The following is a 13,641-nucleotide window of genomic DNA, read 5'->3' as shown; positions in this document are numbered from 1 at the left end:
AACGAGCCGGACGCGCTTAGCGGCTCGCCAGCGAGTGCGCGGTATCGGCGGCGTTGATTGCGTTGATTGCGTTGATTGCGTTGATTGCGTTGCTGGCGCCGCTGCCGTTGTTGTCGGCCACGGCATGGCCTTCGTCGCGGGCATCGTTCTGTGCGGTCGTGGCGTTCTCGTTCGCCCACACCACGTTGCCGTTCACCGCGTAGAGGCGGCACGGATCGGAACTGTGCTTCTGGCAGTTCGCAATCGCCACGTCCATCGGGTTGTCGCCGCCTTCGGCCCACGACCAGGCGCCCGAATCGGACACCGCGAACGCGCGGCTCGGGTACTGCTTGAGGAAGTTGCGATAACCGTCGCGGCCCGACTGATCGAGGAACGGCACCGCACCCACCGAATCGATCGACGCATAGCCGCTCGCACGCGGCGCGGCCGGCGTTTCCACGCGGTACTGCACCGAAGTGGGCATGCCCTGATTCGCGAGGAAGGCTTCGACCTGCGGCCACCAGACCTGCACGCCGTCGCGGTCGCCCACGAGGCGATGCGCGTCGTTCTTGTAGGCGCCGAAATCGACCAGCTTTGCAGCCGAGCCCGTATGCGCGTCGCCCGCCTGAGCGGTGCGGAACGCCGCGTACATCTTCGTGACGAGTTCCGGCGTCCACACGGAATCGTTGTCGCCGTAGAGCCAGAGCGAGGCCACGCGGGCCTTGCCGCCGTAATCGCCGAACGCCTGGCTCAGGTTGTCCTGCCAGCCCGTGCAGGCGTCCTGACGCAGACCGCCCGAGAAGTTGATGAGCGCGCGCACGCCATGCGCGGCTTCGGTGCCGTAGGCCATGGTCGCGAGACCGCCGTGCGAGGTGCCCGCCACGGCGATGTGGTTCGCGTCCACGTACGGCTGCTTCGACATGTAATCGACCGTCGTGGCGACATCGGCGGCCTGGCCCATGCCGTTGCTCGCTACATCGCAGCCGTCCTGTTCGTAGGTGCCGCCCGAGCCCGCGAAGCCGCGACGATTCGGCGCGACCACGACGTAACCGCGACGCACGAATTCGCGCGCGAACGACATCGGGTCGCTACGCGGCTGCATGCGCGGATCGCCGGGAATCTTGCCGTGGTTGAAGATCACCATCGGGAACGGGCCTGGGCCGTCCGGGCGATACACGGTGGTTTCGAGCGTGACGTCCGATTCGCCGGGAACCGGAATCTGGATGATCTGGGCGTTCATGCCCGCGTGCACCATGGGCAGATACGCGTCGTCGAGCGCGAGGCGCGGCACGCGTGCGCTGCCGAGCGGGCCGCTTGCGTTGCTGGGGAGCGAGGATTGCGAAGCGGTGCTGGCGCGCGCCGCAGCGTTTGAAATCTGCGTGGAAACCTGAGCGGGAACTTGCGCACCCGCCACAGCGGCCTGATCCGAAAGTGAGGCTGCGTGTGCCACCGACAGCACACATGCCGTGCTGGCCACCGCAAATCCGGTAAGAAGCTTCCTGAACGCCATGCGCTACACCCGCCTGCGAAAATCCCGCTGTGAATCTGACTACCGAGCAACTGTCCCCGTCCTTTGCGGACACAACGGAACACTGGCGCGCCTGGCCCGAAAGCCTGGCGTGGCATGACCCGTTGCAGGGAAGTAAAACCGATCGGAACACCTTAGCGGCGCCTTTCTGTCATCGATCAGACTCGCCGCCAGCATCCGCTTTTGAAGTCGCCGTGAAGATGTTTTTCAACAAGCTCTTAATGGCGAAACGGACACCGTGATTGGATACTCGCACGACAAATAATTGTTGTGCAATTCAGGGGTAACCCGGCATAACACGTGCCAGGCGCGCGCAGCCCTTGAGCCACGGCGGATCGGCGGATTTCGAGGTAATGCGAGGTAACGGAAGGCGAAAATAATGACGGATGAGACGTGTCGCGCAGCGCCAACGTCCCCGTTTTTTGCGGCGTGATTGCAGGGTTTTCGCGGTGCTTTTTCAGTAAGCGCGTGTTTGCAAAAGCGCGGATTCAGGCAATCCGGCGCGCTTTTGCTTCGGCGCCCACGCATTCAACCTTCGATGATGTCGCCGTCTACGTAACGCCAGCGGCCATCGTCGCCGCGCGTGAAACGGCTCAATTCATGCAGCCGGTACGCGCGCCCTGCACTCTTGTAACGCGCGACGAATTCCACGCGCGCATGCGTTTCGTCGAGCGGCTCATGGCGCTTCACCGCAAGACCGAGCCAGCGCGGCGCGCCCGGCTCGTTGGGATCGACATCGAGATCGGCGGGACAGGTCTCGCTGGCCCACGTCGCGCGCAGATAGGCGACATCGCCCAGCACGTAAGCCGAATAGCGCGAGCGCATCAATTCGAGCGCGCTCGCCGGCAGCGCCCCGCCGTCGATAAAACGGCCGCAGCAGTCGGCAAAACGCGGCGTCTTCGCGCCCGATTTTTGATTGGGCACCGCGCCGCCGCACGGACATTCGAGGGGACGTGTGTTGTCTGCGCTCATGGAAAAACCATTCCTTCTGCAAAATAAAAAAGCCGCCCGCTCACGCGAGGCGGCCCTGATTATCCACTGCCCGGCTTACCAGTCGAGTTCAGTGCCGTCGTACTGGAAGAAGCGGCCGTTGAACACTTCGCGCGCGGCGGCGGCTTCCGCCACCACTTCGCGCATGCCCGCCACGCTCGCCTGCGGATCGATGGCCGCGTGCGCGCCGCCCATCTCGGTGCGCACCCAGCCCGGATGCAGCGCGATGCAGGTGGCGCGGCGCGTCTGCAGCGACGTGATCTTGAGCACGTCGTTCACGGCGGCCTTGCTCGCGCGATAGAGCCAGCCGGTCGTGCCGGTGGTCTGCGTGATGCTGCCCATGCGGCTCGACAGCACGCCCAGCACGCCATGCGCCGCGTCGACGAGCGGCAGCAGGATCGGGATCAGTTGCATCGGCCCGCGCACATTGGTGTTCATCACGTATTCGAAGTCTTCGGCCGTGATGGTTTCCACGCCTTCGGTACGCGGCCCGTAAACGCCCGAGACGATCAGCGCCACATCCAGCCGCTCGCCGTCGAGCTTCCAGCCGAGCGCCGCGATGTCCTCGGGCCGCGCGATATCGCACGGATAAGTCTGCGCGCCGAGCGCGCGCAAATCCGCGAGCGCCTGTTCCGAACGGGCCGTGGCCAGCACGCGCCAACCGGCTTTCACATACTGGCGCGCGAACTCGAGCCCGAGCCCGCGCGACGCACCCACGATCAACGCTGTCTTCATCTTGCACCTGTCTGGTGTGCCGCGGCCTTTGCCCAGCGCCGCATGCGGGTGTTGCGATGCGCCGCCTCCCTGCGGCGCACGTCAGGCATGAGCCTACATGAGTTCGACGCCCATTGCCGTCGCCTCGCCGCCGCCGATACACAGGCTCGCCACGCCGCGCCGGCCGCCGCGCGCGCGCAACGCGCCGATCAGCGTGACGAGAATGCGCGCGCCCGAAGCGCCGATCGGATGGCCGAGCGCGCACGCGCCGCCGTTCACGTTGACCTTCTCGTGCGGCAGATCGTGCGCTTTCATCGCCGCCATCGTGACTACGGCGAAGGCTTCGTTGATTTCGAAAAGATCGACGTCTTCGGCTTTCCAGCCGGTCTTGTCGAACAGCTTCGCAATCGCGCCCACCGGCGCGGTCGTGAACTTCGCGGGTTCCTGCGCGAAGGTCGTGTGGCCGGTCACGCGCGCGATCGGCTGCACGCCCAGGCGCTTCGCCGTCGATTCGCGCATCATCACGAGCGCCGCCGCGCCATCCGAAATCGACGATGCATTCGCCGCCGTCACCGTGCCCGTTTTGCTGAACGCGGGCTTGAGCGTGGGGATTTTGTCGATGTTGGCCTTGAACGGTTGCTCGTCGCGTTCGATGGTCGTCTCGCCCGCGCGCGAGGCCACTTTCACCGGCGCGATTTCCCAGCCGAACGAGCCGTCTTCGTTGGCGCGTTTTGCGCGCCTGAGCGATTCGATGGCGAAGGCGTCCTGGCGTTCGCGCGAAAAGTCGTATTCGCCCGCGCATTCCTCGGCGAACGTGCCCATCAGACGCCCCTTGTCGTAGGCGTCTTCCAGACCGTCGAGGAACATATGATCGAGCACCTGGCCGTGGCCCATGCGCATGCCCGCACGCGCTTTCGGCAACAGATACGGCGCATTCGACATGCTCTCCATGCCGCCCGCGACGATCACATCGGCGGAACCGGCCAGCAGCATGTCGTGCGCGAACATCGCCGCGCGCATGCCCGAGCCGCACATCTTGTTCACCGTGGTCGCGCCCGCGGCAAGCGGCAAGCCCGCACCCAACGCCGCCTGGCGCGCGGGCGCCTGTCCCTGGCCCGCGGGCAACACGCAGCCCATCACCACTTCTTCGATCTGTTCGGGCTTGAGGCCCGCGCGCTCGACAGCGGCCGCAATCGCCGCAGCGCCGAGTTGCGGCGCCGTCAATGCTGAGAGTTCGCCCTGAAAACCGGCCATCGGCGTACGTGCCGCCGCGACGATCACGATTGCGTCCTGCTGCGTCTGTGTCTGTGTCTGTGTCTGCGTCTGTGTGTTTGTCTCGCTCATGTCCATCCTCCTTGTGTTCGGTTCGATGATCGGTTGCCGCGCGCTATGCGCTCAAAAACCGCTCCGGAAAGCGCATACAAAAACGCTCCGTTTCTTCATAAGGCAAACAGTCGGGCACATCGCCCGCGAGCAGCCGCGTCTTGCTGTCCTGCCAGATCGCGGGCTCGAAAAAATCCGCGTGATGCGCGAGAAAATAGCGCTTCACACGCGGATCGCCGAGCAAAAACGTGCCGTACGTTTCCGGAAAAATATCGCGCGGTCCGACGGCGTACCACGGCTCATCCGATAGTTCGTCATCCTCATAACGTGGCGCGGGCACGGCGCGCACGTTGCAGTCGGTGAGATATTCGATTTCGTCGTAGTCGTAGAACACCACGCGGCCATGGCGCGTCACGCCGAAATTCTTGTAGAGCATGTCGCCCGGAAAAATATTCGCGCGCATCAGGTCCTTCACCGCGTTGCCGTATTCGCGGATGCCGTGCTCCACCTGCTCGTCGCTGCCGTTCTGCAGCCAGAGATTGAGCGGCACCATGCGCCGCTCGATGTACAGATGGCGAATCACGAGCTTGTCGCCGTCGTACTCGATCATCGAAGGCGCGTGCGTTTCCAGCTCCTTCACGAGCGCTGCGTCCAGCCGCGCGATGGGCAGCGCGACGCTCGAATATTCGAGCGTATCGGCCAGACGCCCGAGGCGATCGTGCCGCTTCACCAGTTGATACTTCGCCACCACCTGCTCGCGCGTGGTTTCCTTCGGCGCGGGAAAACGGTCCTTGATGACCTTGAACACATAGGGAAACGACGGCAGCGTGAACACGATCATCACCATGCCGCGAATGCCGGGCGCCGCCTCGAACAGATCGCTCGAATGCGAAAGGTGATGCAGCAGATCGCGATAGAACAGATTCTTGCCCTGCTTTTGCAGCCCGAGCGAGGTATAGATTTCGCCCTTCGCCTTGCGCGGCATGATGCTGCGCAGAAACGCCACATACGCCGACGGCACTTCCATATCGACGAAAAAATACGAGTGCGCGAAGCTGAACATGATCAGCACCGGGTCCGAACGCAGCAGCACGGTATCGAGCGCGAGCTTGCCCTTCCCGGCACCTTCGGCGACATGCCGGATCGGCACGACAAAGGGCACGACGATATCGCCGTTGATGATGCGCCCGACGATATACGCCGACTGGTTGCGCAAGAACAGCGAAGCCAGCGTGTGAATCTGCAGATTGGCCTTGGGCTCGACCACGCCGAAGGTGTCGCGCATGCTCTGCATCACGCAGGCGACATCGCGTTCGAGATCTTCGAACGGCGTCTCCAGCTGGAAGTTCGTGACGATGCGCGCAAGCGTGACAGCCATCCCGTCTTTGGCCGGGTAATACGCGCGATAGGTCGGCCGCGCGGCCGGTTCGTCGTTCTCGATATATTCGGTCGAGATCGCGGGCCGCACGAAAATGAACGCGTTCTTGAAGTACGAACGATGCAGGATCTTGCAGCACACCGAATTGAAAAACGTCTCGGCGCATTCGGGCTGACGGTGGGTGGTCAGCAGGCCGATGTAGTGCAGCTTGATCTGCTCCCAGACGTCATCGTCGATGCTTTCGGCGTCGTATTCGTCTTCGAGCGCATGCACGCATTCGCGCACGCGCTGGTCATACGAGGCGATACGCTCGCGCGCGAGTTGCTGCTGGCCGCGCCAGTCCGCCGCTTCGAAACACGCCTGCGCCTGCACGGCGGCCGCACCGAAGCTGCGGTAATGGAGGTTGAAACCGTCGAGGATGGTCTGCGCCACGTCGAAGCCGATCTGCGAAGAGAGCAGTTTCGGGAAATGTCTCATGGCGCGATCCTGGCTTCGTGTGTCGATGGCGTGCGGGGTCGCTTACTTCGTGTCGGCGGTGCTGGCCGGCGCGGCTTCGGCGGCCTTGCGCGGATCGCCCGGCGCGTTCTTTTCCAGCAGCACGCGCGCCTGCGCTTCGTACTGCGCGAGATCTTCGAGCGTGGCGTCGAGGTCGTCGCGCTGGCGCTCCAGGATTTCGCGGTGGCGCACGACGGTGTCGAGGAAGGCCTGAAGCTGCGGCAAGGTATCCGTGGGCGATTCGTAGAGATCGAGCAGCGCGCGAATCTCGTTGAGCGTGAAGCCCAGGCGCTTGCCGCGCAGCGTGAGCCGCAGACGCGTGCGGTCGCGGCCCGAGAACACGCGCTTGAGGCCGCCAGCGCCTTCGCGGCTCGGCGCGAGCAGGCCCTGGTCTTCGTAGAAACGGATCGCACGCGGCGTCACGTCGAATTCGCGGGCGAGTTCGGTAATCGTGTACTGGTTCATGTCGGGAGGCGCAGCTCGCGAGGGCCAGAGATTCTGGCCGGGCAGCCTGGCTTTATTTCGTTGGAATCGACGTTTACGTTATCGTCAAGCGCAAGCTTGTGCAACCGTCGATGAAAAGCGCCCGCGCGCCGGTCTTTGTTCCGCCAGCCGGAACAGTCCGCCGGTCCGCCAGCAGAAATGGCGCAATGCGGCGACAATGACAGCCGAACCCACATAACGACACGAGACACCCTCCACGATGAACGCCCTCGAACACCAGCTCGACTACCCTTTCGCCGATACCCTGCCCGATTCGGGCATCGCCTTCGATGTCGCGCCCGGCGTGAAATGGCTGCGCATGCCGCTGCCGTTCGTGCTCGATCACATCAATCTGTGGCTGCTGCGCGATGAGATCGACGGTCAGCCGGGCTGGACCGTGGTGGACTGCGGCATCACCGACGACACCATCAAGGCGCATTGGGAAAAGGTGTTCGACAGCCAGCTCGAAGGCTTGCCGGTGCTGCGCGTGCTGGTCACGCACAGCCATCCCGACCACATCGGGCTGGCGCACTGGATCTGCGCGGGCGGCGACAAAAAGCGCTGGGACGTGCGCCTGTGGACGACGCTCGGCGAATACATGAGCGCGGCGGTGCTGGCTTCGGGCAATGGCTCGAACGCGGGCGGCGAAGGCGCGGCGCGCCACTTCGCGCGTCACGGCGTCACCGACGAAGCCTCGCTCGATCAACTGCGCACGCGCCGCAACTACTACTCGAATCTCGTGCCGGCGCTGCCGTCGCAATATCGCCGTCTGCGCGACGCCGATGTCGTGAAGATCGGCGGGCGCGACTGGCGCGTGGTGACGGGCTTCGGCCATTCGCCCGAGCATTGCGCGCTGCTGTGCGAGCAAACCGGCGTGCTGATTTCCGGCGATATGGTGCTGCCGCGCATCTCGACCAATGTGTCCGTGTTCGACATGGAGCCGGAAGGCAATCCGCTCGGCCTCTACCTCGAATCGCTGGGCCGTTACGAAACGATGGCCGCCGACACGCTCGTGCTGCCCTCGCACGGCAAGCCGTTCCGCGGCGTGCGCACGCGTATCGCGCAATTGCGCGAGCACCACGTGGCGCGGCTGGCCGAAGTGCTGGAAGCCTGCACGAACGCGCCGCAAAGCGCCGCCGATATCGTGCCGCTGATGTTCAAGCGCAAGCTCGACATGCACCAGCTCACCTTTGCGATGGGCGAAGCGCTCGCGCATCTGCATCTGCTGTGGTTCGAAGGCCAGCTCACGCGCCGGATCGGCGAAGACGGCGTGATCCGTTTTTCCGCGTGATTCACGGCGGCTAAAAACAAAGGGGCGACTCGTTTCAAGCCGCCCCTTTGCATGTCATCCGCACGCTACGCGTATCAGTTCGCGCCGCCCGTGATCAGGTCGGCGCCCTTGGGACGCACGAACTTGAACGTCGAAGCCGGCAGCGACGGGTTCTTCTCGATGTTCGAGAAAGTCAGCAGCGTCACGTTGCCGAATACGTCGTGCAGTTCCATCGCTTCGAGATTGCCGTCACGAAAACCAATGCCGACGCTCTTGAACTGCGTGTCCTTCGACTTCGGAATCAGTTGCAGCCAGTCGATGCCGTTCTTCACGCCCGCATCCGACAGCGTGAAGTTCTTGTCCAGATCGTTGCTGCCGAACAGGATCGCCGCCGGGCTCGCGCCCAGCGCGCCGCCCAGCTTGCGCTCGGTGACCTGGTTCAGGTCCTTGTCGTAGACGTAGAGATTGTCGCCGTCCGACTGCAGCAGTTGCTGGTACGGCTTCTCGTACGACCAGACGAACTTGCCCGGACGCGAGAACACGAAGGTGCCGCTCGACACCTTGGCGTTGAGCGTGGCCGTGGCGATGGCGTCGCTGGTGTTTTTGGCGTTCGACGGCGTCTTGAGTTCGCGCTGCACGAACGCGCCGCGCGCGGCGTGCACCTGGCTGACGAACTGCTTGAGTTGATCGGTGCCGCTGGCGTAGGCGTGGCCCGCCATCACGAGCGTCGTGCCCAGCGCGACGGTCACGGCACGCGCCGCGCGGCCCAGCGTCGAACCATTCAAACGGGCCGTATGTCCTGCGAAAAACTGCATCTATCGTTCTCCAATAGCGAAATAGGGGGCGTCTTCAGTCGGCGTCGCGCGTGGGCGCGAGGATTTCACGGTTGCCGCTCGACGACATCGCCGAAACCAGCCCCGACTGCTCCATCTGTTCGAGCAGCCGCGCAGCACGGTTATACCCGATGCGCAGATGCCGCTGCACAAGCGAGATCGACGCGCGCTTGTTCTTGATAACCACCTCGACGGCCTGATCGTAGAGCGGATCGGACTCGTCGCCCGTACCGGAAGCACTTGCCGTGCCCTCGTCGCCCTCGCCCGACACGCCGCCTTCGAGGATGCCTTCGATATAGTTCGGCTCGCCCTGTTCCTTGAGCTTGTCGACCACGCGATGCACTTCGTCGTCGCCGACGAACGCGCCGTGCACGCGCACCGGCAGGCCGCTGCCCGGCGGCAGATAGAGCATGTCGCCCATGCCGAGCAGCGATTCCGCGCCCATCTGGTCGAGAATCGTGCGCGAGTCGATCTTCGACGACACCTGGAAGGCCATCCGCGTCGGCACGTTGGCCTTGATCAGACCGGTGATGACGTCCACGGAAGGCCGCTGCGTCGCCAGAATCAGGTGGATGCCGGACGCGCGCGCCTTCTGCGCGATACGTGCGATCAGCTCTTCGACCTTCTTGCCGACCACCATCATCAGATCGGCCAGTTCGTCGATCACGACGACGATATTCGGCAGCTTCTGGAGCGGTTCCGGGTCGTCCGGCGTGAGGCTGAACGGGTTCGGAATCTTCTCCTCGCGCTTGTTCGCTTCCTCGATCTTGTTGTTGTAGCCCGCGAGATTGCGCACGCCCATCTTGCTCATGAGCTTGTAGCGGCGCTCCATCTCGGCGACGGTCCAGTTCAGCGCGTTGCCGGCCTGGCGCATGTCGGTCACGACCGGGCAAAGCAGATGCGGAATGCCTTCGTAGACGCTCATTTCGAGCATCTTCGGATCGATCAGGATCATGCGCACCTGGTCGGCGCTGGCCTTGTAGAGCAGCGAGAGAATCATCGCGTTGATGCCCACCGACTTGCCCGAGCCGGTCGTGCCGGCCACCAGCAGGTGAGGCATCTTGGCGAGATCGGCGCACACCGGCTTGCCGCCGATGTCCTTGCCCAGCCCCATGGTGAGCGCCGAAGACGCATCGGCATACACCGCCGAGCCGAGAATTTCCGACAGGCGCACGGTCTGGCGGCGCTGGTTCGGCAGTTCGAGCGCCATGCAGTTCTTGCCCGGAATCGTCTCCACCACGCGGATCGACACCAGCGACAGCGAGCGCGCCAGGTCCTTGGCCAGATTGACGATCTGGCTGCCCTTCACGCCGGTCGCGGGTTCGATTTCGTAGCGCGTCACGACCGGGCCGGGATAAGCCGCCATCACCGCGACATCGACGCCGAAGTCCTTGAGCTTCTTCTCGATCAGGCGCGAGGTGAATTCGAGCGTGTCGTCCGAAATGGTTTCCTGGGCGGCCGGCGCGGGGTCGAGCAGCGAGATCGGCGGCAGCGTGGAATCGCCCGGCAGGTCGGTGAAGAGCGGCACCTGGCGCTCTTTCTCGACGCGCTCTGAGCGCTGCGGCGTGACCACCGGTGGCACGATCGTGACCGGCTCGTGCTCCTCGATCTTCACGCGGCCGCGCTCGACCTTGCCTTCGCGCTTGACCGCCGCGGCTTCGCCGAGCTTGCGGTCGCTGCGCGCTTCGCGGCGCAGGCGCGCCATCGTCACGGCATTGATGATCGATTCGCCGACTTTCTCGGAAACGGAAAGCCAGGAGAAACGGAAGTACAGCGACAGGCCGATGCCCAGCGCCAGCAGCAGCGCGAGCGTGCCGCCCGTAAAGCCGAGCGCATGCGAGACGCCGCGCGCGACGGCCTCGCCCACCACGCCGCCGGGCGCGCGCGGCAACTGCACCTTGAGCGACCACATCCGCAGCGCTTCGATGCCATCGCAGGCGAGCAGCACCAGCACGAAGGCGAAGGCTTCGGCGACCCAGCTATGGTCGCGCGGCTTGTCTTCATCGTCGTCGGGCAGCGCTTCGTGGCGCGTGATGCGCCGGTAGTTCTTCGAGATGTGGCGCGCGAGAATCACCACCCACCAGTAGGCGGACAGGCCGAACAGCAGCAGCAGGATGTCCGAGGTCCAGGCGCCGACGCGCCCGGCCCAGTTCGAGATATGGTCGACCTGGGCGGCATGGGTCCAGCTCGGATCGCGCCGGCTGTAGCTGATGAGCGCCATCAGCAGGAACACGCCTAGCGCGACCTGCAGGATCCAGCGGATTTCGGTGAAAAGACGCGACATGCGGTGAGGCAATGCCTGCGCCTGCGCGGAAAAGGGAGTTTTGGCCATTGAATCCCGGTGATTCTTGATGCTTGCGCGGCGCGGGCGCGCTGCCGGAACGCCCCGGCAGACGGGCGCGGCGGCCGTCCGATGCGGCCTATTGTAAACGCGTTGTTTCGGCCCCGGCGGCCCCACGCTGTAAATGACGGTAACTGACAACGGCGTGGGCGCGGGCTTTACGACGCAGGCGCGGCCCCGCCAGGCTATCGCCGCGATGAGAAACCCTCATGACGCATCGAACTCCCCCGGCCTTTATAATTGCGGGCTGATACCCAACTACCTTGCCTGAGCCCCGCCGCACTGCGGGCGGCCCACGCGAACCCCGGCAGCCGCGCAGGCTTACCCGCCGCGCAGCGCCTTCTACGGAATTCGACCATGTCCGCAACCAAACACGCCAAAGTCCTGATTCTCGGTTCCGGCCCCGCCGGCTACACGGCAGCCGTTTATGCGGCACGCGCGAACCTCTCGCCGCTGCTCGTCACCGGTCTCGCCCAGGGCGGCCAGCTGATGACCACGACCGACGTGGAAAACTGGCCCGCCGACCCGAACGGCGTCCAGGGCCCGGAACTGATGCAGCGTTTTCTCGAACACGCTGAGCGCTTCAACACGGAAATCGTGTTCGATCACATCCACACGGCCAAGCTGGACGAAAAGCCGATCCGCCTGATCGGCGATTCGGGCGAGTACACCTGCGATTCGCTGATCATCGCCACCGGCGCATCGGCGCAATACCTCGGCCTGCCCAGCGAAGAGCTGTTCATGGGCCGCGGCGTGTCGGCCTGCGCGACCTGCGACGGCTTCTTCTACCGTAACCAGCACGTCGCCGTGATCGGCGGCGGCAATACGGCGGTCGAAGAAGCGCTGTACCTCTCGGGCATCGCGAAGAAGGTCACGGTGATCCATCGCCGCGACAAGTTCCGCGCCGAACCGATCCTGATCGACCGTCTGCTGGAGAAGGAAAAGGAAGGCGTGGTCGAGATCAAGTGGGATCACGTGCTCGACGAAGTCAAGGGTAACGAAGGCGGCGTGAACGGTCTGCGCATCAAGAGCACGAAGACGGGCGAAACGACCGATCTCGATCTGCAAGGCGTGTTCGTCGCGATCGGCCACAAGCCGAACACCGACATCTTCGAAGGCCAGCTGGAGATGAAGAACGGCTACATCATCACGAATGGCGGCCTGAACGGCAACGCCACCGGCACGAGCGTGGCGGGCGTGTTCGCGGCAGGCGACGTGCAGGATCACGTCTATCGCCAGGCGATCACCAGCGCCGGCACGGGCTGCATGGCCGCACTCGACGCGCAGCGTTACCTCGAAACGGTGAACGAACTGGGCCAGGCGCACGTGATGAGCGCCGAAGCGGATCGTTAAGCCGTTCAGCCAGTCGTCTGGCCACTCGCCAGTCAACCGGTAAAATAGCGCGCTGCGGCTAGATCTAGCCCGGCGGCGCTTCGCAAGAGGGCCGCGGCCAGCCAGCCGGCGGCCCTTTTTCATTTGCCGCGAGCGTGCATGGACACGCTCGACGATCCGATTCAACCAGCGCCTCGCGTTTCATTCGTCATGCCCAAGAACGTCCCCCATCCGGGCGAACCCAAGCGCCCCGCTTCTGCCCGTCCGGTCGCGGCGCCCGTCGCGCCCGCGCCCGTGCTCGAACCCGGCAAGCCAGCCAGCGGCTTTTCGGGCCTCGGCAGCCTGCGCGACGCGCTCAAGACCCAGACGCGCCAGCGCGAGCGCGAACGCGTCGTCGCTCAGGCCGCGCGCGTCGAAGCCGCCGCCGACAGCGATCTGTTCCGCCGCGAGATCGGCTCGGTCGCGCCGCTCAACGCGCCGCCGCGCGCCCAGCCGCGCCGCCAGGCGCCCGTGCCGTTGCCGTTGCAGACGCAACTCGACGAGCAAGCGGTCCTGCACGAAGCGATTTCCGACGAATTCGATCCCGAAGCGCTGCTCGAAACCGACGATTCGCTGTACTACCACCGCCCCGGCATCAGCGAGGAAGTGGTCAAGAAGCTGCGCCGCGGCACGTGGATCGTGCAGGCGCAACTCGACCTGCACGGCATGCGCCGGGAAGAAGCGCGCGAGGCGCTGCAGAATTTCATCCGCGAAGCCGGCAAGCGCGGGCTGCGCTGCGTGCGCGTGATTCACGGCAAGGGGCTGGGCTCCGCGGGCAAGGAACCGGTGCTCAAGGGCAAGGTGCGCGCGTGGCTCGTGCAGAAGGAAGAAGTGATCGCGTTCTGCCAGGCGCGTCCGCATGACGGCGGCGCCGGCGCGGTGCTCGTGCTGCTGCAGCCGCACACGCATGGGCACGGCCAGCACGGTCATCCCTGA

Annotated in this window: 11 protein-coding genes; 3 read left to right on the top strand and 8 right to left on the bottom strand. The window is 64.7% G+C overall.

The window, feature by feature from the left end:
• Positions 1-16 precede the first annotated feature (16 nt).
• The 6 genes from G3N59_RS21795 to G3N59_RS21770 all read right to left on the bottom strand — a co-directional run bounded on the left by G3N59_RS21795 (position 17) and on the right by G3N59_RS21770 (position 6,872).
• Positions 17-1,489: a prolyl oligopeptidase family serine peptidase gene (locus G3N59_RS21795; protein WP_205984703.1), complete on the bottom strand. Its 1,473-nt coding sequence runs from the start codon at positions 1,487-1,489 to the stop codon at positions 17-19.
• Positions 1,490-2,035: 546 nt separating this feature from the next.
• Positions 2,036-2,479, bottom strand: coding sequence for a YchJ family protein (locus tag G3N59_RS21790; RefSeq protein ID WP_205984702.1), 444 nt, complete (start codon positions 2,477-2,479; stop codon positions 2,036-2,038).
• Positions 2,480-2,554: 75 nt separating this feature from the next.
• Entirely contained in the window at positions 2,555-3,232 is a 678-nt protein-coding gene (locus tag G3N59_RS21785) for an SDR family oxidoreductase (protein ID WP_205984701.1), read from the bottom strand.
• A 93-nt stretch (positions 3,233-3,325) separates the two neighbouring features.
• Complete coding sequence (locus G3N59_RS21780; protein WP_205984700.1) at positions 3,326-4,555, bottom strand: acetyl-CoA C-acetyltransferase; 1,230 nt, start codon at positions 4,553-4,555, stop codon at positions 3,326-3,328.
• Between the two features lie 43 nt (positions 4,556-4,598).
• Positions 4,599-6,389, bottom strand: coding sequence for a bifunctional isocitrate dehydrogenase kinase/phosphatase (aceK, locus tag G3N59_RS21775; protein WP_205984699.1), 1,791 nt, complete (start codon positions 6,387-6,389; stop codon positions 4,599-4,601).
• Between the two features lie 42 nt (positions 6,390-6,431).
• Positions 6,432-6,872 carry a MerR family DNA-binding transcriptional regulator gene (locus G3N59_RS21770; protein ID WP_205984698.1) on the bottom strand — a complete coding sequence of 147 codons (441 nt, stop codon included), beginning with the start codon at positions 6,870-6,872 and terminating at the stop codon, positions 6,432-6,434.
• 238 nt (positions 6,873-7,110) lie between these two features.
• On the opposite strand from G3N59_RS21770, the gene G3N59_RS21765 reads away from it, so the two are divergent.
• On the top strand, positions 7,111-8,181 hold the full coding sequence (locus G3N59_RS21765) for an MBL fold metallo-hydrolase (protein WP_205984697.1): 1,071 nt from the start codon (positions 7,111-7,113) through the stop codon (positions 8,179-8,181).
• A 74-nt stretch (positions 8,182-8,255) separates the two neighbouring features.
• On the opposite strand, the gene lolA is transcribed toward G3N59_RS21765, so the two are convergent.
• Both lolA and G3N59_RS21755 read right to left on the bottom strand, forming a co-directional pair.
• Complete coding sequence (gene lolA, locus G3N59_RS21760) at positions 8,256-8,975, bottom strand: outer membrane lipoprotein chaperone LolA (RefSeq protein WP_205984696.1); 720 nt, start codon at positions 8,973-8,975, stop codon at positions 8,256-8,258.
• Between the two features lie 34 nt (positions 8,976-9,009).
• Positions 9,010-11,325, bottom strand: coding sequence for a DNA translocase FtsK (locus tag G3N59_RS21755; RefSeq protein ID WP_205984695.1), 2,316 nt, complete (start codon positions 11,323-11,325; stop codon positions 9,010-9,012).
• A gap of 366 nt (positions 11,326-11,691) precedes the next feature.
• Between G3N59_RS21755 and trxB the strand changes: the two genes are divergently transcribed.
• Both trxB and G3N59_RS21745 read left to right on the top strand, forming a co-directional pair.
• Entirely contained in the window at positions 11,692-12,687 is a 996-nt protein-coding gene (gene trxB, locus G3N59_RS21750; protein WP_205984694.1) for a thioredoxin-disulfide reductase, read from the top strand.
• Between the two features lie 189 nt (positions 12,688-12,876).
• Complete coding sequence (locus G3N59_RS21745) at positions 12,877-13,641, top strand: Smr/MutS family protein (RefSeq protein ID WP_205984693.1); 765 nt, start codon at positions 12,877-12,879, stop codon at positions 13,639-13,641.

Source organism: Paraburkholderia sp. Ac-20340, from assembly GCF_017104965.1.
In the GTDB taxonomy this organism is placed as follows: Bacteria; Pseudomonadota; Gammaproteobacteria; order Burkholderiales; family Burkholderiaceae; genus Paraburkholderia.
This window is presented reverse-complemented; position numbering and strand designations above follow the sequence as displayed.

Excerpts from the sequence above, each read along its gene's own strand:
- G3N59_RS21785 (WP_205984701.1), bottom strand. The coding sequence starts at position 3,232 with ATGAAGACAGCGTTGATCGTGGGTGCGTCGCGCGGGCTCGGGCTCGAG.
- G3N59_RS21755 (WP_205984695.1), bottom strand. The coding sequence starts at position 11,325 with ATGGCCAAAACTCCCTTTTCCGCGCAGGCGCAGGCATTGCCTCACCGC.
- aceK (WP_205984699.1), bottom strand. The coding sequence starts at position 6,389 with ATGAGACATTTCCCGAAACTGCTCTCTTCGCAGATCGGCTTCGACGTG.
- lolA (WP_205984696.1), bottom strand. The coding sequence starts at position 8,975 with ATGCAGTTTTTCGCAGGACATACGGCCCGTTTGAATGGTTCGACGCTG.
- trxB (WP_205984694.1), top strand. The coding sequence starts at position 11,692 with ATGTCCGCAACCAAACACGCCAAAGTCCTGATTCTCGGTTCCGGCCCC.
- G3N59_RS21745 (WP_205984693.1), top strand. The coding sequence starts at position 12,877 with ATGCCCAAGAACGTCCCCCATCCGGGCGAACCCAAGCGCCCCGCTTCT.
- G3N59_RS21790 (WP_205984702.1), bottom strand. The coding sequence starts at position 2,479 with ATGAGCGCAGACAACACACGTCCCCTCGAATGTCCGTGCGGCGGCGCG.
- G3N59_RS21770 (WP_205984698.1), bottom strand. The coding sequence starts at position 6,872 with ATGAACCAGTACACGATTACCGAACTCGCCCGCGAATTCGACGTGACG.
- G3N59_RS21780 (WP_205984700.1), bottom strand. The coding sequence starts at position 4,555 with ATGAGCGAGACAAACACACAGACGCAGACACAGACACAGACACAGACG.
- G3N59_RS21795 (WP_205984703.1), bottom strand. The coding sequence starts at position 1,489 with ATGGCGTTCAGGAAGCTTCTTACCGGATTTGCGGTGGCCAGCACGGCA.
- G3N59_RS21765 (WP_205984697.1), top strand. The coding sequence starts at position 7,111 with ATGAACGCCCTCGAACACCAGCTCGACTACCCTTTCGCCGATACCCTG.